Source organism: Gordonia neofelifaecis NRRL B-59395 (assembly GCF_000192435.1).
Classification (GTDB): domain Bacteria; phylum Actinomycetota; class Actinomycetes; order Mycobacteriales; family Mycobacteriaceae; genus Gordonia; species Gordonia neofelifaecis.
The window spans coordinates 161,118-184,695 of sequence record NZ_AEUD01000003.1 but is presented as its reverse complement, the minus strand read 5'-3'; the positions used below and the strand labels follow the sequence as shown (position 1 = coordinate 184,695).

Sequence of the window (23,578 nt, the reverse complement as noted above, 5' to 3'; positions counted from 1 at the left end):
CACGTCGCACTGACAGGCGCCTGTGCGGGGCCGTTGTGGATCACTTCCCGCGGAAGACCGCCGACAGGTCGTCCAGGGTGAGGCCCTCCAGAGACTCGCGGTAGGAGTACGTCGGCTTCGGCGGCACCGGCACCGCGGACGGAATCACGATCGCCGGAACGCCCGCCGCATGGGTGGCGGCGGCCCCGACCGGCGAGTCCTCGAACGCGAGGCACTCGCCCGGCGCGAATCCGACGATCTCGGCCGCACGCCGATAGATGTGCGGTTCCGGCTTGCCCGCCTCGACCTCGTCACCGCAGACAGACGCGACGAAGCGTTCGCGCCCGAGAGTGTCGAGCATGACGTCGGTCACCTCCCGGATCGTGTTGGTGACCAGAACCATCGGGATCTCCGCCGCGGACACCAGGTCGAGAGCGGCGAGAGCGCCCGGTCGCCAACGGAGGTCCGTCGCGAACATCGCGAGCACGCGCTCGACCATCCACGCCTCGTCGGCGTCGAAATCACGTCCGGACTCCGGGACCAGCGCCGCGTCGTACACCTTCGTCAGCGCGTCGACGGAGCTGTTGCCCATCGTCGAGTCGCGCAGCTCCGGTGTCATCCGGGTACCCACCTTGACCGCGAACTCCTCCATCGCCCGGCCCCACAGCGGCTCGGTGTCGAGGAGGGTGCCGTCCATGTCCCAGAGCACTGCGCTCGGAAGCGCACGGTCATCTGCCACTGCTGAAGCCTTTCGACGCGAATGGGGATGATGACCAGCCTATCGGCGAGGAGCACCGTGATTCCCGCCGTCAGCCGACCAGATTCATCACCAGGTTGATGGTGGTCGCGATGATCACCGTGCCATAGATGTAGCTCAGCAGGCAGTGCTTGAGCACTTCGCGACGGATGGCGGGGGCCGACGCTGGTGTCCGAGACCTGGTAGGTCATGCCGAGGTTGAACGCGAAGTAGAAGAAATCGACGTAGCACGGCTGATCCGAGGTGTTGAAGTCGATCCCGCCGGCTTCACCCGTGCCGGAATCACCGCCGTAGTAGATGCGGGCGTAGCGGGACGCGAACAGCGTGTGCAGCATCCCCCACGCCGCCAGTACCGCGATCACGGCGAGCGTCGCGTACCAGCTGCGATTCCGATCACCGGCGGACAGGAGCAGCACTCCGACCGCGGACAGGCAGACCGCGAGCGTCGCGATCAACGCGGCGTCCCCGAGTTCGTCTCGGACGTCGGCCGCCTCGGCGTGGGCGCGAGTGGACGCGGCGTCCATCGGCCACAGGATCCGGATCGACCACACCAGGTACACGGCTGCGGTCACCGTCACGACGACCATCGGGGCGAGCTGCCAGAGCCCGGTCGCCGGCCAGACGATCGCCGCGATCACCGCCCCGGCCGCCAAGCCGGTACCGAACCGCGTCCTGCCCCGCACGTTCAGTCGGCTGCCCATGGTGCCGACCCTAGTCCGGCCGAACAGCCGAGAGAACGATTGAGGCCGGCCTACGTGTTGAAGTACTTCGCCTCCGGGTGGTGCAGCACGAAGGCGTCGGTCGACTGCTCGGGGTGCAGCTGCAGTTCCTCCGACAGTTCGACGCCGATGCGACCCGGTTCCAGCAGGTCGATCATCTTGGCCCGGTCCTCCAGGTTCGGACAGGCGCCGTAGCCGAAGCTGTAGCGCGCGCCGCGGTACTCGAGGTCGAAGAAGCCCTGCGGCTGATCGGGGTCCTCGTCGGCGACGACGCCGCCCGCGAACTTCAGCTCGCTGCGCACCCGCTGATGCCAGTACTCCGCCAGCGCCTCGGTGAGCTGCACCCCGATGCCGTGCACTTCGAGGTAGTCGCGGTACGAGTTGTCGGCGAACAGCTTGTTCGCGAAGTCCGCGATGGGCGTACCCATCGTGACCAGCTGGAACGGCAGAACGTCGACCCGGCCGTCCGCCAGCGCCTGCTCCTTGGACCGGATGAAGTCGGCGATGCACAGGAACCTGGGTCGCTGCTGCCTCGGAAACTCGAAGCTGTGGCGAATCGGCGACGACGGGTCGTCGGATTCCAGGACGTGAACGGTGTCACCCTCGCTGACGGCCGGGAAGAACCCGTAGACGACCGCGGCGTGCTGCAGAATGCCCTCGGTCGACAACGTGTCGATCCACTCACGCAGACGGGGCCTGCCCTCGGTCTCCACCAGTTCGTCGTAGCCGGGTCCCTCGTCGCCGCGCGTTCCGCGCAGGCCCCACTGCCCGAGGAACAGCGCACGCTCGTCGAGCATCGGCAGGTAATCGCCGACCGGGATGCCCTTGATGATCCGGGTGCCCCAGAACGGCGGGGCGGGCACTTCGTTGTCGGCGGCGACGTCCGAGCGAGCGGGAATCTCGACCGGCACCTCGGCGGCCTTGCGCTTCTCGGCGATCCGCTTGGACCGCTGACGGCGCTCCCTCCGCTCGGCGACCTTCGCCGCGGCGGCCTTGGCCTCTTCGCTGTCGGGGTCGGGGCCTTCGCCGCGCTTGATGGCCATGACCTCGTCCATCAGGGCGAGCCCCTCGAACGCGTCGCGGGCGTAGCGGACATCGCCGTCGTACACGTCGGCGAGGTCGTCTTCGACATACGTCCTGGTCAGGGCGGCGCCGCCGAGCAGGACCGGAATGTCGGTCCGGCCCCGCGAGTTCATCTCCTCCAGGTTCTCCTTCATCACCACCGTCGACTTCACGAGCAGGCCCGACATGCCGATCACATCGGCCCGGCTCTCCTCTGCGGCCGACAGGATGGTCGCGATCGGCTGCTTGATGCCGATGTTGACGACGTCGTAGCCGTTGTTGCTCAGAATGATGTCGACGAGGTTCTTGCCGATGTCGTGGACGTCGCCCTTCACCGTGGCGAGGACGATCTTGCCCTTACCGTCCTCGTCGGTCGCCTCCATGAACTGCTCCAGGTGCGCGACCGACGACTTCATGACTTCGGCCGACTGCAGCACGAACGGCAGTTGCATCTGGCCGGAGCCGAAGAGCTCGCCGACGGTCTTCATGCCCGACAGCAGCGTGTCGTTGATGATGGTGAGCGGCGGCACGGTCTGGCGGGCCTCGTCGAGGTCGTCGATCAAGCCGTTCTTGTCGCCGTCGACGATTCGCCGCTCGAGGCGCTGACGTGGCTGGTACGTGTCGCACACACCACCGCCTCTCGCGACGTCGGGCGCCCCGCGCCGGGGGAGCCGATGCCGCCGACACGCCTTCGAACAGCTCCATCAGCTTCTGCAGCGGGTCGTAGTCGTCGGTCCTGTTGTTGTAGACCAGGTCGAGCGCGGTCTGACGCTGCTCGTCGGGGATCCGCGCCATCGGCAGGATCTTCGACGCGTGGACGATCGCCGTGTCGAGACCGGCCTGGACGCATTCGTGCAGGAACACCGAGTTCAGCACCTGGCGGGCCGCCGGGTTGAGGCCGAACGAGATGTTGGAGATGCCGAGTGTGAAATGGATCGACGGGTGCGCCTGCTTGATCCGCCGGATCGCTTCGATGGTCTCGATGCCGTCGCGGCGGACCTCCTCCTGACCGGTCGAGATCGGGAAGGTGAGGGCATCGATGATGATGTCCTCCTCCTCCAGACCCCAGTTCTCGGTGAGGTCGGTGATCAGGCGTTCGGCGATGGCCACCTTGTGGTCAGCGGTGCGGGCCTGACCCTGCTCGTCGATGGTCAGTGCGACGACCGCCGCCCCGTGCTCCTTGACGTGGCTCATGATCCTGGTGAAACGCGAGTTCGGCCCGTCGCCGTCCTCGTAATTGACCGAGTTCACCGCACAACGACCACCGAGGTGCTCGAGTCCGGCGCGGATCACATCGGGCTCGGTGGAGTCGATCATGATCGGCAGCGTCGAGGCGGTCGCGAACCGCGAGGCCAGTTCGGTCATGTCGGCGGCGCCGTCGCGGCCGACGTAGTCGACGTTGAGGTCGAGCATGTGCGCGCCGTCGCGGGTCTGGTTCTTCGCGATCTCCAGGCACGTCTCATAGTCGCCGCCGATCATCGCCTCGCGGAAGGCCTTGGATCCGTTGGAGTTCGTGCGCTCGGCGATCACCAGGAAGCTGGCGTCCTGTTCGAACGGCACAGCGGTGTACAGCGACGACGTCTCCGACTCGTGCTCGGGACGGCGTTCGGCCGGGGTCACCTCCGCGACTGCCTCGGCGACCTGGCGGATGTGCTCGGGAGTGCTGCCGCAACAGCCGCCGACGAACTGCAGTCCGTAGTCGGCGACGAAACCGGCGAGCGCGGTCGCCATGTCCTCGGGGGTCAGCGGGTACTCGGCGCCGTTCTTGCCCAGCACCGGCAGGCCGGCGTTCGGCATCACCGAGACGGGGATCCGGGCGTGCTTGGACAGGTAGCGGAGATGCTCGCTCATCTCGGTCGGCCCGGTGGCGCAGTTGAGCCCGATCACGTCGACGCCAAGCGGCTCGATGGCGGTCAGCGCCGCGCCGATCTCCGAGCCGATGAGCATGGTGCCGGTGGTCTCCACCGTGACGTGGGTGATGATCGGCAGGTGCCTGCCGAACTGCTCCATCGCACGACGCGCCGCCACGACCGCCGCCTTCAGCTGCAGCAGATCCTGGCTGGTCTCGATAAGGATGCCGTCGGCACCGCCCTCGAGCATGCCGAGGACGCACTCGACGTACGCGTCGCGGATCACGTCGAAGGTGGTGTGCCCGAGGCTGGGCAGCTTGGTTCCCGGGCCCATGGAGCCGAGGACGAATCGGTCGGTCCCGTCGGCCGACGGGCCGAACTCGTCGGCCACGCCCCGCGCGATGGACACGCCCTTGTAGGCCAGCTCGCGGATGCGGTCGGCGATGTCGTAGTCGCCGAGGTTCGAGAGGTTGCAGCCGAAGGTGTTCGTCTCGACCGCGTCGGCGCCGGCCTCGAAGTACGCGCGATGGATGTCGGCCAGGACGTCCGGCCGGGTGTCGTTGAGGATCTCGTTGCAGCCCTCGAGGTGATTGAAGTCGTCGAGAGTCAGGTCGGCCGCCTGCAGCATCGTTCCCATCGCGCCGTCACCGATCAACACCCGTCGCGACATCGCCTGCAGAAAGGTCGAGTCGTACTTGTCGATTGCGGTGGGATGAGATGCCATACCTAGTAGGTTAGTTCGCGGCGAATCGGCGAGCGCCGTAGGCTCGATGGAATGAACTCCGATCCGGACGAGAACGCAGCTGAGCAGGACGATTCGTCTCGCCGCGGCGAGCTCCCAATTTTACGCAGGCCGATTTTAATTGCCGCGTTCTCCGGTTGGAACGACGGTGCCGACGCCGCCACGGGCGCGGTCGAACACCTCGCGCTCGAATGGAACGCGACCTCGATCCACGAGATCGATCCCGACGAATACTACGACTACCAGTCCACCCGCCCGACGATCCGGCAGAAGGACGGGGTGACCCGCCGGATCGAGTGGCCGGTGACGAGCGTGTCCGCCTGCGTGCTCGAGGGCCATGACCGGGACGTCGTGCTGGTGCTCGGACCGGAGCCCAACTACCGGTGGCGGGCGTACTGCGCGCACCTGGTCGACCTCGCGGAGGCGCTCGACGTCGAGATGACGGTGATGCTCGGCGCGCTGCTCGCCGACACGCCCCACACCCGACCGGTGCCGGTGTCGGGAACCGCCGAGACCGCGGACTCGGCCAAGCGGCTGGGTCTGGAGCTCAGTAGGTACGAGGGACCGACGGGCATCACCGGTGTGCTGTCGGACGCGTTCGTGCAGGCGGGGATCCCGTCGGTGTCACTCTGGGCCGCGGTCCCCCACTACGTTGCGCACACCGCCAATCCCAAGGCGATCCTGGCGCTGCTGACCAATCTGGCGACGGTCACCGGGGTGCCGATCCCGCTCGGTACCCTGCCCCACCGTGCCGAGGAGTGGGAGCAGACGATCACCGAGCTGACGATGGACGACGAGGACATGGCCGCGTACGTCCACGAGCTCGAGGAGACCACCGACGAGGATCTGAACGACGCGATGCTCCGGATCGACGGCGAGGAGCTCGCGGCCGAGTTCGAGAAGTATCTTCGTCGCCGCGGCGACGAAGGCCCCTGAGCCTCACCCGCCGCGGCCACTCAGCCGATTCGCTCGATCTCGACCACCGGCGTCGTGACCCGCCACGTCCGGACCTCCGGATCGTCGGCCGCCCGGACCCAGAACTGGGCGGGCACGCCGACTCGGCAGTTCTTGACCCCGAGCAGCGGAATGTCCTCGGAGTCGCGGCGCAGTTCGCTGACCTCCCACCGGTGGTCGTCGGTCCGCCCGACGCCGGGCGCACGGAGAAGGGTCATCTCGCCGAAGTCGAGGATGTACGTCGACGTGCGCGTGACGACGGTCCACACGCCTTCGGAGTTGCCGTCCGGGATCTCGAGAGCTCGGGCCACAACGGGTCCTATCCGACCGGCGCGATGTCGACGCCGAGCAGTGCGTCGACCGCATCGATGATCAGTGCCGGCGCCGTCTCCGACGACCCGATGCCGAGGATCGCATCCGCTGCCCAGGCGTCGACCGCGGCGATCGCCTTGGCGGTGTCGAGGTCGTCGGACAGGTGCTGGCGAAGCCGTGCGACGGTCGCCGTCGCGTCCGGCCCGGTCGCGTGCTTCGCGGCGCGCCGCCAGGTCGCGAGGCGGCGCTCACCGTCGGTGAGGATGTCGTCGGTCCACATCCGGTCCGCACGATAGTGCTGCGACATCAGGCCGAGCCGGACCGCACCCGCATCGACGCCCGCGGCACGCAGCTTCGAGACGAGCACCAGATTGCCGAGGCTCTTGGACATCTTCTCGCCGTCCAGCCCGATCATGCCGGTGTGCACGTAGTGGCGCGCGAACCGTCGCTCACCGGTCAGCGCCTCGCCGTGCGCGGCAGAGAACTCGTGGTGCGGGAAGATCAGGTCGCTGCCGCCGCCCTGGATGTCGAACGCCATTCCCAGCCGGTTGAGCGCGATCGCCGAACACTCGATGTGCCAGCCCGGACGGCCCGGGCCCATCGGCGACTCCCAGGAGGGCTCACCGTCGCGGGCCGCACGCCACACCAGCGCGTCCAACGGATTCCGCTTGCCGGCACGATCGGGGTCGCCGCCGCGCTCGGCGAAGAACTTGGCCATCGTCTCGCCGTCGTAGCCCGACTCGTAGCCGAACTGCGGGGTCGCGTCGACGCTGAAGTAGACGTCGGGGAACTCAGGGTCGTCGACCACGTAGGCCGAGCCGTTGGCCAGCAGCTTCCCGACCGCGTCGATCACCTCGTCGATGGACTCCACCGCCCCGATGTAGTCACGGGGCGCGAGCACCCGCAGAGCGGTCATGTCCGCGCGGAACAGATCGATCTCGCGGGCTCCGAGATCGCGCCAGTCGACGCCGTCGCGTTCGGCGCGCTCGAACAGCGGATCGTCGACGTCGGTGATGTTCTGGACGTAGTGGACGTCGTGCCCACCGTCGCGCAGGACGCGGTTGATCAGGTCGAATGTCACGTAGGTGGCGGCGTGGCCGAGGTGAGTCGCGTCGTAGGGCGTGATGCCGCAGACGTACATCGTCGCGACCTCGCCCGGACTGACCGGCTTCACCTGGGCGTCGGACGTGTCGTAGAGACGCAGCGGGACGGCGGGACCCGGCACGGACGGAATCTGAGGCGACGGCCACGAATGCATGACGTCAACTGTATGTGTCGACGGCCGATGCGTGGCAGCCCGGGGTGGGGTCAGAACGGCGGCCACGGGATGGCGCGACTGTGCGGCGGCAACGGCATGACGCCGTCGTCGGCGAGGACCGCCACTCGCCGCCGGAGCGCGTCGATCTCGTCGGCCGTGATGAGGCCCGACAGGCGCACGCGCAGACTGCTGTCCGGATCGTCGAGAGACCGGCCCAGAAGTACCAGGTCGCCGGCATCGCCGACAGGGACGGGCGACCCCGCCCACCCCCACAGAATGGTCCGCAACTTGTTCTCGGAGTGCAGGCAGATCCCGTGGTCGATGGCGTAGACCCGGCCGTCGACGCCGGTCAGGATGTGACCGCCTTTTCGGTCGGCGTTGTTGAGCACGACATCGAGCAGGGCGAGTCGGGCCAGCCGGCGCGAGTCCTCGTGGACGAGCACCACCTCGTCCCCGTGCTGGTCGTAGGCGTTGAGCACGCCGCGGTAGCCGTCCGGAACGCTGCCCGCGGGGACCAGATCCACCGGATCGAGGACGTCTTCCCGGGCGTCGGGCCGGTCGATCCAGCGCTGCACCATACCCGGACCGAGGTCGACGTCGACCGGTCCGTCGTCGCGCAGGGCGGTCTCGGGGATCAGGTCCCATCCGAGCGCGTCGCTGATCAGGTACGAGGCGACCTCCCGGCCGGCGAGGGTGCCGTCCGGGAAGTCCCACAGCGGCTGCTCGCCGCGGATCGGCTTGTAGACGCACCGCATCGCGGAGGTCCCGTCGGACACCTCGCACGCCACAGTGAGGTTGCTCGCGGACGCGATACGGCCGAGAACGGTGAGCTCACCGGTGACGAGGAGCTCCAGACAGTCGGCGTTCACCGGTCGGTGTCGTCGCCGTCGTCGCCGTCCTCGTCCTGGTCGGGATCATCGTCGGCCAGGCCCTCCTCGTCGAGGTCGTCCGGCTCGACGCTGAAAGACGAGTCGAAGCCCGGCACCAGTCGGCTGAGGCTGGCGAGCACTTCGGGATCGACGAACTCCAACGATCGACTGAACTCGGCGTCGCGCTTGTACCCGTTGCTGCGGGCGCAGATGTGGCCGGTCGGGTCGAGCGGCTGGTTGCACAGCGGACACAGCGGACGGCCCGCGGCGATCACCCGCATCGAGCGCGCGCTGAACTCTCTCGCCTCGTCGGCGGTGAGGAAGACCCGCACTGTGTCGGGCCCCTCGTCGGTGTCGTCGAGGATCACCGACTCGTCGAGCGGCTGCTCGGTGACGGCGAGGAGTTCGATGACGACCGAGGCCGCGTCCGCGTCCCAGCCGAGTCCCATGGAGCCGACGCGGAACTCCGAGTCGATCGGGTTCTCGAGCGGTGACACGTCGTCGACGTCCTCGGCCTCCGGCGGAATCGGCGTGCCGAAGCGGCGACGGACCTCGTCGAGCAGATAGCCGAGCCGATCGGCCAGGATCAGCACCTGCTGCTTCTCGAGTTCGACGCTCATCAACCGAGAGTCCTGGGACACCTGGATGTAGAAGGTGCGGTCCCCCGGCTGGCCTACGGTGCCGGCGACGAATCGTCGCGGACTCCGGAATTCGTGAATCGTACGGGCCATGTCTCAACGGTACCCGGAGGGTGCTGCCCCGTCCCCGGACTAGGTCCCGGTGGAACCGCCGACCGTCGCACCGGCCGCCATCGGCGGTCGCGGAAGCTCGAGAGCGCCGCTGTTGTTCACGGTCTGCACATAAGGTCTGGCCGAACCGTAGTGGATGACGCTGATCGACCCCGGGTCGACGACGATCCGCTGGAACTGGTCGAGGTGCATGCCGAGGGCGTCGGCGAGGACGGCCTTGATGACGTCGCCGTGGGAGCAGGCCACCCAGAGACCCTTTCCGTCCGGTCCGCCGTGGACCCGGTCGAGCTCGCGGACGGCGGCCGTCGCCCGGCGGGAGACGTCGAGCAGTCCCTCCCCGCCGGGGAAGACGGCGGCCGACGGCTGCTGCTGAACCACCTTCCACAGCGGCTCGGCGAGGAGTTCGGCGATCTTGCGATTGCTCCAGTCGCCGTAGTCCACCTCTTCGAGGTTCGGTTCGGTGATGTGCGGCAGCTCGGGCCGGGCCGACACCAGCGGCTCGACGGTCTCGGCGCATCGCTGGAGCGGCGAGCGGACCACTGCGGTCAGGTCCGCCAGGACACCGTCGAGTCGCTGTGGGAGCTCCTCGGCCTGGGCGCGTCCGCGATCGTCGAGGCCGACGCCCGGTGTACGACCGGCGAGCAGGCCCGAGGTGTTGGCCGTGGATCGTCCGTGCCGGACCAGGATCACCGTCATGGTGGACAGATTACCGACACCCGTGGCCGCCAGACGCTACGCGGCGATCACGCCCAGCTGCAGCAGCACGATCACCAGCAGACCGAGCGCGACGCGGTACGTCGCGAACCAGACCATCGAATGGTGCGCCACGAACTTGAGCAGCCAGGCGATGGAGACATAGCCGAGGATGAAGGCGACGAGCGTGGCCACCACGATCTGCGGACCGGTTGCCGCGAGCCCCTCTCCGGCGGGCTCGAAGACGTCCTTCAGACTGAACAGTCCCGACGCGAGCACTGCGGGGATCGCGATCAGGAACGAGAACCGGAACGCCGCCTCGCGCTCCAGGCCGACGAACAGTCCGGCGCTGGCAGTCGCACCAGAGCGCGAGACGCCCGGGATCAGCGCCAGGCACTGGGCCACGCCCATGACGATCGCGTCTCGGCGCGTGATCTTCTCCAGCGGCCGGTCCCGCTTGCCGACGTACTCCGCGGCCAGGAACACGAAGGAGAACAGGATCAGCATGATCGCGACCAGCCACAGGTTCCGTCCGGCCGTGCGTATCTGGTCTTTGAAGACGAATCCGAGCACACCGATCGGGATGGTGGCCAGAATCACGTACCACCCGATCCGGTAGTCGAGGCCCCGCTTGGTCTGATCCCGCAACCCGGCGAACCAGGCGAGGATGATTCGCCAGATGTCCTTCGCGAAGAAGAGCAGCACCGCGAGCTCGGTGCCGAGCTGCGTGACCGCGGTGAACGACGCGCCGGCGTCGTCGCCGAACCAGATCTCGGAGATGATCCGCAGATGGGCCGACGACGAGATCGGCAGGAATTCGGTCAGGCCCTGGACGGCTCCGAGGACGATTGCCTGGAGCCATGTCATGGTCGGAGTCACGGGGGCTGATGCTACCCATCGAACGGGTCACACACCGGCATCGCGCAAGATGGTGTCATGCGCGTGCGAACCCGAATCACCGCCCTGCTCGTGGCCGTGGCCACCGCGTCCGCCCTCACTGCCTGCAGCCAGTCCGACGACGGTCCGGCGCAGAATGTGCCCACTGTCACACCGGCGACGGCGGCCTCGTCCCCGGTCGGCGTCACCGCCCCCGCGGGCGTCGTGGTCGGCGCCGACGCCGCGACCGCGGTGGTCGCGGCGCAGACGGGACCGTCACGTGCCGCGGTGCTGGCGAACAACGGCGAGACCGTGCAGATCTTCGCCGCGCCCGGTACCCCCGGGGCTCCCGCTCCCGTCTCGGTGAAGGTCCCCCGGCTCGCCGCGCTGACCGCCTCCGGCGACGGTTTCGTCGGTGCAGGCCCGAACGGCATCGTCCGGATCGCGGCGGACGGCTCGACGACCGAGCAACAGGCCGATCTCTCCGGCGCACAGTCCGTGGCGGTGACCGCCGACGGTCGTACGCTGGTCGGCACCGATCGGGGTCATGTGCTCGTTCTCGATCGGGACGGCAAGGAGCAGCGCGACATCGGCGGTTTCGTCCGCGTCGACGACATCACCGTCGCTCCCCCGACCGCGGGCGATCGTGCCGGCCAGATCGTCGTGCTCGACCGTGCGCAGTCGGCGCTGACACCGATCGACATCGACTCGGGAGATCTGAAGGCCGCACTGCGCGCCGGCGACGGCGCGACCAACTCGATCGTCGACCGGTTCGGCCGCATCCTGGTCGCCGGCACCCGGAACAACGAGGTGTACGCCTTCTACGGCCAGCCGATCGTCATGCGCATGCGGGCACCCGTCGCGGACAGCCCGTACGCGCTCGCCTACGACAACCAGCGCAAGCTCCTCTGGGTGTCGAGCACCGCGGCCAACTCGATCACCGCGTACGACGTCTCGACCGGTGAGACCATCGAGAAGCACCGGATCGCCAGCGTGCCGCAGGTGACGTCGATGGACGTCGACCCGGCGAGCGGTGCGCTGCTGGTCGCCTCCGGCCGAGACGACGCCCTGCAGGTGGTCCCCGCGGACGCGGTCAAGTAGCCGCAGGCCCACCCACGACTGCCGCACCCGACACGAAGGCGACACCATGCTCAGCACGTTGAACCGGATCCTGTACCCGGTGGTCCTCAAGACCATGTTCCTGATCCAGCCGGAGAGGATCCATACGATCACGGCGTGGATCATCCGCCGTGCCGGCTACGCGCCCGGCCTGCGCTCACTGATGGCGAAGTTGTTCGCGACCGACGATCCGATCCTGACCAACGAGGTCTTCGGGGTCGACTTCCCGGCGCCGATCGGTCTCGCGGCCGGCTTCGACAAGACGGCGTCGAGCGTCAACGCCTGGGGTCAGATGGGCTTCGGGTTCGCCGAGATCGGCACCATCACCGGTCAGGCGCAGCCGGGCAATCCCGCACCCCGGCTCTTTCGCCTCCCCGCCGACCGCGCGCTGATCAACCGGATGGGATTCAACAACCCCGGCGCCGATGCGGCGGCGCTCAAGCTCGCCGAATCGCGTCCTGGACCGGTCCGGGTGCCGATCGGTGCCAACATCGGCAAGACGAAGGTGGTGCCGGTCGAGGACGCCGTCACGGACTACCGTCACAGCGCTCGCACGCTCGGTCCGCTGGCCGACTTCGTCGTCGTGAACGTCAGCTCCCCGAACACGCCCGGTCTCCGCGATCTGCAGGCTGTCGACTCGCTCCGACCGATTCTCGCGACCGTGCTCGAGGTCGTGGACAAGCCGGTTCTGGTGAAGATCGCTCCCGACCTGTCCGATGAGGACGTCGACGCCGTCGCCGACCTCGCCGTCGAACTGGGACTCGCGGGCATCGTCGCGACCAACACCACGATCCGGCGCGACGGACTGCGGACGCCGCGTGCGGAGGTCGAGGCGTGCGGTGCCGGCGGACTGTCGGGCCCGGCGGTGGCAGACCGTTCCCTCGAGGTTCTCAAGCGGCTGTACGGCCGAGTCGGTGGTCGCGTCGCGCTCATCAGCGTCGGCGGGATCGAGACCGTCGACCAGGCCTGGGAGCGGATCTGCGCGGGTGCAGACCTGCTCCAGATGTACACCGGCTTCATCTACGGCGGCCCGGTCCGCCTGCGCGAGCTGCACGACGGCCTCGCCGCCCGACTGCGCACCGAGGGCTTCACCTCGATCAAGGACGCCGTCGGCTCCGCCGCGAACTGAGTTCACGGGCATCCCTCAACCCGGCCCGGCGTTAGCCCTCGTTGGTTGAGCGAGCACCCTTCCGCCGGGTGAGCGGGCGCGCCCTTCCGTTGGTTGAGCGAGCGCAGCGAGTCGAAGCCAACAGCACTCGGGCTGGGACTAGTACCAGCCCGTTCGCACCACGGTTTCGACTCGCTGCGCTCGCTCAACCAACGGAACGAAGCCCGCTCAACCAACGACATCGGCACGCCGCAACCCGCCGACCGCACACCGCCCCGCCGGTTGAGCGAACGGAAGGTCGCTGGCTCAACCGGCGGCGGGCGCCCGGACGGGTGCGGCTACTCGGCCGGAAGTTCGAATACTCCGGTGAGGATGCCGCGTGCGATGGCTCGCGAGTACAGGTTGAATCCGAGGAAGCCGGGGGTCGCGCCGTCGGGCAGTTCCAACGATTCGACGTCGACGGCGTGCACGGCGAACATGTAGCGGTGCGGTCCGTGCCCCGGAGGCGGGCCCGCTCCGACGAACTGCTTGAGGCTCGCGTCGTTGCCGAGCGTCACCGCGCCTGCGGGCAGGTCCGCCGACCCGGGTGACCCCGCGCCGGTGGCCAGCGATGTCACGGACGCCGGAATGTCGGCGACGGCCCAGTGCCAGAAGCCCGACGCGGTGGGCGCGTCCGGGTCGAAGCAGGTCACCACGAAGCTCTTGGTCTCCGCCGGGAAGCCCGACCAGCTGAGCTGCGGCGAGACGTCCTCGCCGCCCGCGCCGAAGATGCCCGACACCTGTGGGGTCGGCAGGGTCTGACCCTCGGCGAAGTCACTCGAGGTCACCGTGATCTCCGGCAACGGAGGCAACGCCTCGTACGGGTGGTATGTCGTCACAATGTGGTCCTTTCGACGATTCTCACTCTGCCGTCGTGGTCAGCAGTTGTGCAGGAAATGCTCGAAAACCTTGGTACCGAACAGAATCGAGTCTACGGGCACCCGCTCGTCGACTCCGTGGAAGAGCGCGGCGAAATCGAGGTCCGGGGGCAGCTGGAGCGGCGCGAATCCGAAGCAGCGGATGCCGAGTTTCGCGAACGCCTTCGCGTCCGTGCCACCCGACAGCATGTACGGGACCGTTCGGCCGTCCTCGTCGTGCGCCAGGATCGCCTCGTTCATCGCGTCGACCAGATGCCCGTCGAACGTGGTCTCGTACGCGTCGAGGTGAGTGATCCACTCGCGCTTGACATTCGGCCCGATCAATTCGTCGATGGTCCGTTCGAACTCGACCTGGCGGCCTGGCAGCACGCGGCAGTCGATCACCGCCTCGGCGTGCTGCGGAATCACGTTCGCCTTGTATCCCGCGGACAGCATGGTGGGGTTCGCCGTGTCCCGCAGTGTCGCGCCGATGATCCGCGCGAGATTGCCGATCTTGAACAGTGCCGACTCCAGGTCGGGGGTCTCCGGGCTGAAGTCCAGACCGGTCTCCTCCGACAGGGCCGTCAGGAACTCCGCGACCGATTCGGTCATCACGAGCGGGAATCGGTGCGCCCCGATGCGCGCGACGGCCGCGGCGATCTCGGTCACCGCGTTCTCTGCCGCCAGGAACGATCCGTGACCCGCCTGGGCGTCGCAGGTGAGCCGCATCCACGACAGCCCCTTCTCGGCCGTCTCGACGAGATACAGCCGCCGTACCCCGCCGTCCGGGCGGTCGACGGTCAGCGAGAAGCCGCCGACTTCGCCGACTGCCTCGGTGATGCCCTCGAACAGGTCGGGGCGGTTCTGCACCAGCCAGTGCGACCCCCAGGTTCCGCCGGCCTCCTCGTCGGCGAGGAAGGCGAAGACGATGTCTCGGGGTGGGACGGTCCCGTCTCGTTTGAGCTGACGCGCGAGCGCCAGTGCCATGCCCGCCATGTCCTTCATGTCGACGGCACCCCGGCCCCAGATGTAGCCGTCCTGGATCGTGCCGGAGAACGGGTGGACGCTCCAGTCTCCGGCCTCTGCGGGCACCACGTCGAGATGGACGTGGATCAGCAGCGCGCCGCGTGCCCTGTCTGCGCCGGGCAGACGCGCGAACACATTCCCCCGCCCCGGCATCCCGGACTCCACGTACTCGGTCGTGTAACCGACCTCTTCGAGTTGCGCAGCAACCCATTTGGCACAGTCGGCCTCTCCCTTGGTGGTCTCCGGCTGTCCGGTGTTCGACGTGTCGAACTGGATGAGCCGACTGACCAGATCGACAACTTCATCGGTCGCGCGCAAGCCTGTCACCACTCCATTCGTAGGGGATTTGGGATACGGGGGCAACCATGGTTATTGTTATGCAGCGCGACGCGGTGCGGCGCGCCAGAACTGAACAAGTCCGAGTGGCGGAATGGCAGACGCGCTAGCTTGAGGTGCTAGTGTCCTATTAACGGACGTGGGGGTTCAAGTCCCCCCTCGGACACCGAATTCCAATCGCGGCGTCGTACTTCGGTACGACGCCGCGATTGTCTGTTCTCCGGCCGATCAGGTCCGGCTCGGGCCCAGCAGTCCGGGGATTCCCGCGATCGAGTCCAGCACATGGTCGGCACCGGCCGCCTCGAGTGGCCCGCGCCCGGTCTGGCCGGTCAGCACTCCGACGGACGTCGCGCCCGCGTTGTTGGCGGCCTGGACGTCGACGACCGTGTCACCGGCGGCGAGCCACGCCGCGAACGGACGCGACGCCGCACCGCTCCATCGCACGGAAGATCATGTACGGCGCGGGCCGCCCCGCCGGAACGTCGTCGGTGGTGATGACGGCGTCGAAGGTCACCGCCCGCCCATCGCCGTCGACGCCCCAGCCGAGCGAGGCCAGCAGCGGCTCGACGACGGCGCGATCGAATCCGGTCTCGTCAACGCCACCCGGACACCGTTCGCCCGCAGCGACGCGACCGTCGCCTCGGCCGCGTCGATCGGGCGGGGCGGCGCCGATCGATAAGCCTCGGCGAGGATCTGCCGGAACCGCCCGAACGCCCGCTGCGCCGCGGCCTCGTCGAGATCGACGCCGCCGATGCGGGCGAGGTTGGCGATGGCCGTCACCTTGTCGGTGCCCATCCAGTGTGCGAGGTCGTCGTCCGCGACGGTCGCGCCGACCTCCTCGACCGCCTCGCGAAGTGCGACGTAGACGGCGCCGCCGTCGTCGACCGTCGTTCCGGCGATGTCGAGTGCGACGAGTTCGATCATGAAGGATCCTTTCGGGGACCGAGTACGACGGACTGCCGACGTCAGGCGAGCCGCATGGTGCCCTGACGACCGGAGGCCGCCGTCAGGCGATTGGTGATGCTGATGCTGCAATGCCCGGGGAGGTAGCGGTCTTCAGCGGATTCGATGATCCTGCCGACCGAGTCCTGAGTGCGCCTGCGCACTCTCAGCAGCGGGGAGCCCTCGTCCACCCCGAGTGCGTCCGCATCCTCGGGTCCGGCGGCCACCGCGTCGAGCAGATGGTCGGAGCTGTACAGATCGACGCCGTGGTCGATCATGAAGCGGTTGATGGAGCCCGAGTCCGGATCGAACTCCATCAGCGTCTGCCCCACCTCCCAGACGAACGACATGCGCTCGATCAGCGCGGGCTCATCGTCGAGCGTCCGGACTCGGACGATCGTCAGGACCGGTTCGCCGGCGGCGATGTCGAGCCGCCCGGCCAGCTCCGCGTCGGCCGGGTGTCGGGACTGGAGCAGCGTCCGCTGACCCGGCCGATGGCCCTGGCCGTCTGCCCAGGCGGTGAACGATCCGAGGACCGTCGCCGAGTGCTCCGGTACGTTTCGGCGCACCAGTGGCCTGCTGCCCTGCCCGCCGACCAGCAGGCCGTCCGTGCGCAGCGACGCCATCGCCTGCCGGACCGGTCCGCGGGAGACACCGAACTCGGCGCAGAGTTCGGCCTCGCTCGGCGCCCGCATTCCCTCCGGCCACTGGCCGGACGCGATACGGGCCCGGAACTCACTGCTCAGTTGCTGATGAAGAGGAATGGACACGACTTGAGAATACAAGTTTGAGCGTGACCGACCGATGCCGCTGGATGGCGCCGAAGTGAACTTCTCGGTGCCGAGGTGAACGTCCCTAGAACTTGTCTAGATAGCAGTGCGGGCACCGTCTGGTCGACGGTGCCCGCACTGTCAGGGAACTGCTCCGGCAGTCGTGATGAATCAGCCCTGCCGGGTCTCGATCTCGGTGTCGAGACTGATGTCGACGACGTTGTCCGACCCGGCGCTCACAGTCGTCTGCACCGCGCGCGGCTCGTACATTCCCGCGACGATCGTGAAGCGGTCGTCGGTCAGCCCTTCGATCCGGTACCGGCCGTCGGCGTCCGACCGCACCGTCGCGACGACGGTCTGGTCCGACCCGATCGCGGAGACCGTGGCACCGATCAGCGGTGTGCCGTCGGCCGCCCGGACGTAGCCTTGAACTCCGCCGATCGCGTCGAGCACGATGTCGATCGCCGTCGAGTCCCCCGCCGTGACCAGTTCGCTGGCGGCCTGGTAGCCGGGAGCCGACGCGGTGACTGCCACCGTGTCGCCGTCGTTGAGCTCGGCGATGGCGAAGGTGCCGTCCGAGCCCGCCTGCGCGGTCGCCAGCACGTTGCCGGTCTGGTCCGTGACCACCAGACGCGCGGGCAGCGGCCGTTGGGCGTCCCGGACACGTCCGGCCAGCACGGCAGCACCCGTGAGCCGGAAGTCCCGCTGGAGTCCCACGTCACCGACCGTCGAGACGCCGATCGCCTTCGGTCCGCGTCCCGGCGCGGTGGCGATCACCGTGTACGCACCGTTGTCGAGACCGCGGACGCGGTAGCGACCGTCGTCGCCGACCGTCGCCGAACCGGCCTGGCGACCTTCGCTGTCGGTGACCGTGATGGCCGCACCGACGATCGGGGCGCCGTCGGAACCGGTGACGCTGCCGGACACCGTCGCACCGACGGTTCTCGCTGGGGCAGTCGTCGCGGCGGCGACTGTCCGTGACCCGAAGCTCGACGACGGCGTCTCGGCCACCAGCGACAGCGGCGATCCGACTCCGGCGTCGCCCGCGACGGCCGCGATCTCCGCACCGACGGTCTCGTGATCGGCGGCGAGCGGCCGGCGACCACCGGTGAACAGCGACGCAGCCGCACCGAGGATGCAGCAGATCAGCGCGAAGGTGAACGCCGCCGTCAGACCGTCCGAGAACGGATCGCTGATCAGGTGCGGGAAGAAGTCGAGACCGGTGAGGTGATCGACGCTAGCCTGCGGCAGCCCGTCGAGCGCCTGACCGCCGACCTGCTGGATAGGGTTGTAGCCCAGGAACGCCGCGAACAGGATGCCGACCGTCGGCAGTCCGGCGATGGCCTGCGCCGCCCCTCCGGGCATGCCGTTGGCGGTGAGCCCGTCGTACATCGCGGTCGGCAGCGTGCTCGACAGACCCGCGATCATCAGGGAGAAGAACAGGCCGATGGAGAGCACCATGGCGGCGTTCTGGAATGTCGTCATCATTCCCGCACCGGATCCACGCGAGGTCACCGGCAGGCTGTTCATCACCTCGGCACGGTTCGGCGACGCGAAGAGGCCCATGCCGATGCCGTTGATCAGCAGGATCACCGCGAACACCCAGTACGTGAAGTCGACCGGGATGGCGATCAGTCCGGCGAATGTGCCCGCGGTGATCAGCAGACCGATCGTGGTGAACCACTTGGTCCCCAACTTGTCCGACAGCGCACCGGACACCGGGGCGGAGACCAGGAAGCCGATGGTCATCGGAACCATGTAGATGCCGGCCCACAGCGGAGTCTGCGAGTAGTCGTAGCCGTGCTGCGGCAGCCAGATGCCCTGCAGCCAGATGATGAGGATGAACTGCAGCCCACCGCGGCCGATGGAGGCCATCAGGTTGGCGATGTTGCCGAAGGTGAACGACCGGTTCCGGAACAGCGAGAGCTCGAACAGCGGGCTCTCGACCTTCATCTCGATGAACACGAAGACCACGAGCACGAAGAGTCCGCCGATCAGCGCGGCGAGCACCCACGGATTGGTCCAGCCCATGTCCGACGACCCGTACGGCTGGATGCCGTAGGTGATGCCGACGAGGACCGCGATGAGTCCGACGGCGAAGGTGAGGTTGCCCCACCAGTCCATCTTCGCCTTGCGTCGCTCGCCGGTGTCACGCAGTTTGAGGTAGGCCCAGATGGTGCCGACGACACCGAACGGAACCGAGACCAGGAAGATGTAGTGCCACTGGATCGGAGCCAGCACGCCGCCGATCAGCAGGCCGAGGAACGATCCGGCGATCGCCGCGACACCGTTGATGCCCATTGCGAGTCCGCGCTGGTCGGCCGGGAAGGCGTCGGTCAGGATCGCCGACGAATTGGCCATCAGAAAGGCGCCACCGATGCCCTGGATCACTCGCCAGAAGATCAGCCAGATGGCCGCCTCCGAACCGTCGAACCAGGTTATCGCCAGGAAGATCGATGAGATCGTGAAGACCGCGAACCCCATGTTGTACATGCGGGCCCGGCCGTACATGTCGCCGAGTCGCCCGAAGCTGACCACCAGCACCGCGGTGACGACGAGGAATCCCATCATCATCCAGAGCAGATAGCTGGTGTTCTGCGGCTCGAGCGGATTGAGGTTGATGCCCTTGAAGATGTCGGGCAGTGCGATCAGCACGATCGAGCTGTTGATCGTGGCGATCAGCATGCCCAGCGTGGTGTTCGAGAGGCGACGCAGGACCGGAGACGCAGAGGCCCACGACTGTGTCAAGGACAGGAAGCGTCGTCTGGCGTGAACCGCCGGCTGGGCCTGTGCCGCCGGCGGTGGCGCCAACTGTTTTGGTCGACATGTGAGCCTTTCAGAACTTCATCGTCAAGTGATCGATGCGTCGCCGCATCGGGTCGAATCAGGAGGCCGTGCGGACGGCCTGGATGTCGAGGCGGACCTCGGCCTTGTTGCCGATCTGTGCGGCACCGCTGATCAGCCTGTCGTCGAAGCTGATCCCGAACTCCTTGCGGCTCAGGGTTCCCTTCGCCTCGAAGCCGGCGCGGACACCGCCCCAGGGATCCTCGGTCTGGCCGAGGAAGACGAGTTCGAGCGAGACCGGAACGGGATGGTCCCGAATGGTCAGCGTCCCGTCGAGGGTCCACGTCTCGTCGCCCGCCGAGCGCAGGCGGTCGGCGCGGAAGACTGCGGCCGGGAAGTTCTCGACGTCGAAGAAGTCGCTCGACCGCAGGTGGTCGTCGCGCATCTTGTTGTCGCTGTCGATGCTCGCGGTCGAGATCTCGGCCACGACGGACGACTGCTCCGGATCCTCCCCGACGGTGATCGTCCCGGAGAATTCGGTGAAGCGTCCGCGAACGGTCGCGATCCCGAGATGCCGAACGCTGATCTCGAGGCTGGAGTGCGTGCCGTCGATCTCCCAGACACCAGCCTCGGGGCTGGGTGCTGACCCGGTGCGTTCCAGGGTGACGTCACCGAGTCCGACGGCGCCGGCTCCCGACACGACCGCCGTCCGTGCGGTCGGGTGGTACCCCTGTGCCGTCGCGACGACGGTGTACATCCCGGTGGTCAGATCCGCGACCCGCACGGTCCCGTCGGTGTCACTGCGAACGATCGCCGTCTGCTCCCCCGCCTGCGACATGACGGTCACGACGGCGGCGTCGATACCGCGCCCGGTGGAGTTCGCCACCCGGGCCGTGAGCTGTGCAGCCATGGTCACCGTCCCTCCGCGCCGAGAACGAACTCGTGGTTCACGAATCGGCCCGCCCGCACGTCGACGGTGGCCGCCACGGGCGCATAGCCGCTGGCCAGAACCGTGTAGTCGCCCGGGGTCAGATCGCTGAACGCGTAGTGCCCGGTCTCGTCGGTGAACACGCTCGCCGCCATCGCTCCGGCGCCGTCGAGCAGTGCGACCTGGCTGTGGGCGACGACGCCGCCGCGGCCGTCGGTCACGCGGCCGGTGAGAGTCACCGCGGACGTCAGTTCGAGCACGACGGGCCGCTGCGACGATGCCTCGTGCGCGATCGTCGTCGCGGTGGCCTCGAATCCCACGGCCGTGACGACGATCGTGTACGACCCCTCTGCGACACCGCGCAGCTGCCATTCACCGCCCGAGCCGGCGACCGCGGTGGCGACGACCTGTCCGCCGGATGCCGTCGCGGTGACGACTGCGCCGACCACGGGTGCCCCGTCGACCGTCGACCGAACCACGCCGTTCAGCGCGGCGTGTGCCGCCAACGTCACCGTGGCCTCCACCGATTCGCCGGTCGTGGTGATCGTGACCGCCGACGGCGCGTAGCCGACCGCCGAGGTGACCAGGACGTACTGGCCCTCGACCGGCACCTCTGCGGTGAACGTGCCGTCCGGCCGAGCGGGTGCGACTGCCACCTGCCTGCCCTCATGGTCGATGACCGTCACCGTCGATCCGGCGACGGCCTCACCACGATCGTCGCGGACAACTCCGTGTATCAGGCACGAGTGCCCGTCTACTGCGTTGTGCACCGAGTTCCTCCCTCAATCTCTAGTGGTCGTCAATTGCCTGCGGTCGTCGAGTCGACGAACGCGTCCGGTCGGCGACCACGTCGCACATCGTGTCGGCGAGCAGCGTCACCGCCCGGACCACCGTCTCCCGCTCGGCTGTCGGCAGCCGGCGCAATGCGTTCTCGTACAACGAGATCCGCTCCGAGTTCGCGTCGGCCACGTAGGCCCGACCAGCTGCCGTCAGGTCGAGTCGGCTGACTCGGCCGTCATTCGGATCCGCCGACCGCGAGACGAGACCGGCACGATCCAGGCAGGCGATGGTCTTCGACATCGACGGACTCGTCACGCTCTCCTTCTCCGCCAGATCCGTCGGACGAACCGGCGCGAGTTCAGCGATCGCCCAGAGCGTCGAAGCCTGCCCCGAGGTCAGCGGCTGCACGCCGAGCGCCCTGCGGACCGCACGCGTGATCCGGACCAGCGACCGGGAGATCAGCGCGCCGTCTCCGAGACGACGCTCCGCCCGCTTCTGCCGCACCGGTTCGTTCGTCACGTTCTCACTCGCAATCCGGCAACTAGATAGTTGACTACAGGTAATTAATACCTGGCAAGACTAGACCCTTCGGCCCCTCGTTCATAGAATTCTCAGCGTGTGACGTGGGTGACAATCGGCGAGATTCCGGGATCATTCAGACGAAACGCGCGTCGTGCAGGCCACTTGTTCTGCGATCAATAGACGACACTTGATATGCATCGATTCAAGCATTGAGACTTGATTCTTGTGCGGGGTGCTCGAGACGAGTCGTCTTCCCAAGACAAGTTCGTCTGCAGCCCACCAGACGGGCAATGAACGCGACATGAACGCGTTCAGTGGCAGATGAACCGTTGCCCAACTTGTACAGACAAGACCTTCCCAGCGGTTGCGACGCCTGGCCGCAGGGGCGAGTCTCATCGACGTGAACATCGATTACGACGTCCTGGTCGTCGGATCCGGCATCGTCGGGCTCGGCCACGCACTGGCCGCCCATGACGACGGACTCCGTGTCATCCTCATCGACCGCGACGCCCGCCCGGTCGGCGCCTCGGTCCGGAACTTCGGACACGTGTGTGCCACAGGTCAGTCACGCGAACTCCGGGAGCTCGCACTCGGAACCCGCGAGAGATGGCTGTCCGTCGCCGCCCGCACCGGACTCCCGATCCGGCAGTCCGCGGGCGCCGCCGTCGCCCGCGCCGCCGATGAAGTCGCGGTAATGGAGGAGCTCGCTGACAAACGCGATGCGGTGGAGCTGCGCACCGCGGCCCAGATCCGGGCCGATCTGGGCGGCGTGGTTGCCGACGACGTCGTGGGCGGAGCCCGACTGCACGACGACCTGCGGGTAGACCCACGCACCACGGCACCGAGACTGGCAGATTGGCTCGGCAACCGAGACGGGGTCGAGTTCAGGTGGCGCACCGCGTATCTCGGCATCGAGGAGGCTGACGCCACAGGGGCGCGAGTCCGTACCTCCGGCGGCGCCATCGCTGCCGGACGGGTCTTCGTCTGCGTCGGCCACGACCTCGACTACCTCGCCCCGGCCGTGGCCGACGACGCCGGCATGGAACGCTGTGCCCTGCAGATGATGCTCACCGAGGACCCGGGAATTCGAGTCCCGCCCGCCGTGCTCACCGCGACCTCGCTTCTCCGCTACGACGCCTTCGCCGAGACCTCGGCCGCCGCCGCGCTCCGCACCCGTCTCGAACTCCGGCGTCCGGAGCTGTTCGCCGCGGACACGAACATCATGTTCACGCAGCGCCCCGACGGCGGCCTGTTGATCGGCGACTCACACCGCAATCGACTCACCGTCTCCCCGTTCCTCGACGAATCCGTCTCCGCCCTCATTCTGGGCGAAGTCGAAGCCGTCCTCGGCCGACGTCTGCGGATCCGCGAACGCTGGCAAGGGGTCTATGCCGCGCGGCCCGCCGGCCCCTATCTCACCGCCCGCCTCGCACCGAACGTCCACGCCTGCTCAGTGACCACCGGCGTCGGCATGACCGTGGGCCTGGAACTCGCGGCCCGCAGCCTCGCCGGAACTCTGACCTCCTGACCGGTCCGCATCCGCCGAC

At 67.9% G+C, this 23,578-nt stretch carries 20 protein-coding genes, 1 tRNA gene and 2 pseudogenes; 5 read left to right on the top strand and 18 right to left on the bottom strand.

The features are described 5' to 3' along the window. Positions 1–40: 40 nt before the first annotated feature. The 3 genes and pseudogenes from SCNU_RS04950 to metH all read right to left on the bottom strand — a co-directional run bounded on the left by SCNU_RS04950 (position 41) and on the right by metH (position 5,091). Entirely contained in the window at positions 41–676 is a 636-nt protein-coding gene (locus SCNU_RS04950; RefSeq protein ID WP_009678262.1) for an HAD family hydrolase, read from the bottom strand. Positions 677–788: 112 nt separating this feature from the next. Beyond that, a pseudogene (locus SCNU_RS04945) lies at positions 789–1,419 on the bottom strand (DUF1345 domain-containing protein). Positions 1,420–1,487: 68 nt separating this feature from the next. Further along, positions 1,488–5,091 (bottom strand): annotated as a pseudogene (gene metH, locus SCNU_RS04940) (methionine synthase). A 51-nt stretch (positions 5,092–5,142) separates the two neighbouring features. Here metH and SCNU_RS04935 point away from each other — a divergent pair. Next, positions 5,143–6,045 carry a PAC2 family protein gene (locus SCNU_RS04935; protein WP_009678260.1) on the top strand — a complete coding sequence of 301 codons (903 nt, stop codon included), beginning with the start codon at positions 5,143–5,145 and terminating at the stop codon, positions 6,043–6,045. 20 nt (positions 6,046–6,065) lie between these two features. Here the strand turns inward: SCNU_RS04935 and SCNU_RS04930 are convergent, their stop codons facing one another. The 6 genes from SCNU_RS04930 to SCNU_RS04905 are packed head-to-tail and all read right to left on the bottom strand — an operon-like array spanning position 6,066 to position 10,823. After that, positions 6,066–6,374: a hypothetical protein gene (locus SCNU_RS04930; RefSeq protein ID WP_009678259.1), complete on the bottom strand. Its 309-nt coding sequence runs from the start codon at positions 6,372–6,374 to the stop codon at positions 6,066–6,068. Between the two features lie 8 nt (positions 6,375–6,382). Then, positions 6,383–7,633 (bottom strand): cysteine--1-D-myo-inosityl 2-amino-2-deoxy-alpha-D-glucopyranoside ligase, encoded by a 1,251-nt coding sequence (mshC, locus tag SCNU_RS04925; RefSeq protein WP_009678258.1) that lies wholly within the window; start codon positions 7,631–7,633, stop codon positions 6,383–6,385. A 50-nt stretch (positions 7,634–7,683) separates the two neighbouring features. Next, on the bottom strand, positions 7,684–8,502 hold the full coding sequence (locus tag SCNU_RS04920) for an SCO1664 family protein (RefSeq protein WP_009678257.1): 819 nt from the start codon (positions 8,500–8,502) through the stop codon (positions 7,684–7,686). After that, the gene (locus SCNU_RS04915; protein ID WP_009678256.1) at positions 8,499–9,233 is read right to left on the bottom strand and encodes a DUF3090 domain-containing protein; all 735 of its coding nucleotides are present in this window, start codon (positions 9,231–9,233) and stop codon (positions 8,499–8,501) included. The genes SCNU_RS04920 and SCNU_RS04915 overlap by 4 nt, the downstream gene beginning before the upstream one ends. Positions 9,234–9,272: 39 nt before the next feature. After that, on the bottom strand, positions 9,273–9,947 hold the full coding sequence (locus SCNU_RS04910; protein ID WP_009678255.1) for an MSMEG_4193 family putative phosphomutase: 675 nt from the start codon (positions 9,945–9,947) through the stop codon (positions 9,273–9,275). Positions 9,948–9,983: 36 nt separating this feature from the next. Next, positions 9,984–10,823, bottom strand: coding sequence for an undecaprenyl-diphosphate phosphatase (locus tag SCNU_RS04905; protein ID WP_009678254.1), 840 nt, complete (start codon positions 10,821–10,823; stop codon positions 9,984–9,986). A 57-nt stretch (positions 10,824–10,880) separates the two neighbouring features. Here SCNU_RS04905 and SCNU_RS04900 point away from each other — a divergent pair, with 57 nt between their 5' ends. Both SCNU_RS04900 and SCNU_RS04895 read left to right on the top strand, forming a co-directional pair. After that, entirely contained in the window at positions 10,881–11,921 is a 1,041-nt protein-coding gene (locus SCNU_RS04900; protein ID WP_009678253.1) for an NHL repeat-containing protein, read from the top strand. 46 nt (positions 11,922–11,967) lie between these two features. After that, positions 11,968–13,068 (top strand): quinone-dependent dihydroorotate dehydrogenase, encoded by a 1,101-nt coding sequence (locus SCNU_RS04895; RefSeq protein ID WP_009678252.1) that lies wholly within the window; start codon positions 11,968–11,970, stop codon positions 13,066–13,068. A gap of 317 nt (positions 13,069–13,385) precedes the next feature. Here the strand turns inward: SCNU_RS04895 and SCNU_RS04890 are convergent, their stop codons facing one another. Together SCNU_RS04890 and SCNU_RS04885 are read right to left on the bottom strand one after the other, a co-directional pair. After that, positions 13,386–13,925: a YbhB/YbcL family Raf kinase inhibitor-like protein gene (locus SCNU_RS04890; protein ID WP_009678251.1), complete on the bottom strand. Its 540-nt coding sequence runs from the start codon at positions 13,923–13,925 to the stop codon at positions 13,386–13,388. A gap of 39 nt (positions 13,926–13,964) precedes the next feature. Beyond that, positions 13,965–15,296, bottom strand: coding sequence for a M20/M25/M40 family metallo-hydrolase (locus tag SCNU_RS04885; protein ID WP_040517753.1), 1,332 nt, complete (start codon positions 15,294–15,296; stop codon positions 13,965–13,967). An 89-nt stretch (positions 15,297–15,385) separates the two neighbouring features. On the opposite strand from SCNU_RS04885, the gene SCNU_RS04880 reads away from it, so the two are divergent. Beyond that, a tRNA-Leu gene (locus SCNU_RS04880) sits at positions 15,386–15,471 on the top strand. Positions 15,472–15,533: 62 nt separating this feature from the next. Here the strand turns inward: SCNU_RS04880 and SCNU_RS20765 are convergent. From SCNU_RS20765 to SCNU_RS04850, 7 genes are all read right to left on the bottom strand, one after another. Further along, entirely contained in the window at positions 15,534–15,749 is a 216-nt protein-coding gene (locus SCNU_RS20765) for an HAD family hydrolase (RefSeq protein ID WP_238526325.1), read from the bottom strand. 66 nt (positions 15,750–15,815) lie between these two features. Next, the gene (locus SCNU_RS20760) at positions 15,816–16,229 is read right to left on the bottom strand and encodes an HAD family hydrolase (RefSeq protein ID WP_238526324.1); all 414 of its coding nucleotides are present in this window, start codon (positions 16,227–16,229) and stop codon (positions 15,816–15,818) included. Positions 16,230–16,270: 41 nt separating this feature from the next. Then, positions 16,271–17,017: a GntR family transcriptional regulator gene (locus SCNU_RS04870; protein ID WP_040517654.1), complete on the bottom strand. Its 747-nt coding sequence runs from the start codon at positions 17,015–17,017 to the stop codon at positions 16,271–16,273. Positions 17,018–17,188: 171 nt separating this feature from the next. Then, positions 17,189–19,702, bottom strand: a complete 2,514-nt coding sequence (locus SCNU_RS04865) for an MFS transporter (RefSeq protein WP_009678247.1) — start codon at positions 19,700–19,702, stop codon at positions 17,189–17,191. A gap of 199 nt (positions 19,703–19,901) precedes the next feature. Beyond that, a complete protein-coding gene (locus SCNU_RS04860) occupies positions 19,902–20,711 on the bottom strand; it encodes a YceI family protein (RefSeq protein WP_040517652.1) in 810 nt (269 codons plus the stop codon). 2 nt (positions 20,712–20,713) lie between these two features. Beyond that, entirely contained in the window at positions 20,714–21,499 is a 786-nt protein-coding gene (locus SCNU_RS04855) for an MSCRAMM family protein (RefSeq protein ID WP_083812552.1), read from the bottom strand. Positions 21,500–21,518: 19 nt separating this feature from the next. Beyond that, complete coding sequence (locus SCNU_RS04850) at positions 21,519–22,028, bottom strand: MarR family winged helix-turn-helix transcriptional regulator (protein ID WP_139025809.1); 510 nt, start codon at positions 22,026–22,028, stop codon at positions 21,519–21,521. 403 nt (positions 22,029–22,431) lie between these two features. On the opposite strand from SCNU_RS04850, the gene SCNU_RS04845 reads away from it, so the two are divergent. Then, complete coding sequence (locus SCNU_RS04845; protein ID WP_009678243.1) at positions 22,432–23,559, top strand: TIGR03364 family FAD-dependent oxidoreductase; 1,128 nt, start codon at positions 22,432–22,434, stop codon at positions 23,557–23,559. Positions 23,560–23,578: the final 19 nt, after the last annotated feature.

Bases quoted from the DNA above. Each gene is read 5' to 3' on its own strand.
- SCNU_RS04950 (WP_009678262.1), bottom strand. From the start codon at position 676: ATGGACGGCACCCTCCTCGACACCGAGCCGCTGTGGGGCCGGGCGATG.
- SCNU_RS04935 (WP_009678260.1), top strand. From the start codon at position 5,143: ATGAACTCCGATCCGGACGAGAACGCAGCTGAGCAGGACGATTCGTCT.
- mshC (WP_009678258.1), bottom strand. From the start codon at position 7,633: ATGCATTCGTGGCCGTCGCCTCAGATTCCGTCCGTGCCGGGTCCCGCC.
- SCNU_RS04915 (WP_009678256.1), bottom strand. From the start codon at position 9,233: ATGGCCCGTACGATTCACGAATTCCGGAGTCCGCGACGATTCGTCGCC.
- SCNU_RS04910 (WP_009678255.1), bottom strand. From the start codon at position 9,947: ATGACGGTGATCCTGGTCCGGCACGGACGATCCACGGCCAACACCTCG.
- SCNU_RS04900 (WP_009678253.1), top strand. From the start codon at position 10,881: ATGCGCGTGCGAACCCGAATCACCGCCCTGCTCGTGGCCGTGGCCACC.
- SCNU_RS04895 (WP_009678252.1), top strand. From the start codon at position 11,968: ATGCTCAGCACGTTGAACCGGATCCTGTACCCGGTGGTCCTCAAGACC.
- SCNU_RS20760 (WP_238526324.1), bottom strand. From the start codon at position 16,229: ATGATCGAACTCGTCGCACTCGACATCGCCGGAACGACGGTCGACGAC.
- SCNU_RS04865 (WP_009678247.1), bottom strand. From the start codon at position 19,702: ATGCTGATCGCCACGATCAACAGCTCGATCGTGCTGATCGCACTGCCC.
- SCNU_RS04860 (WP_040517652.1), bottom strand. From the start codon at position 20,711: ATGGCTGCACAGCTCACGGCCCGGGTGGCGAACTCCACCGGGCGCGGT.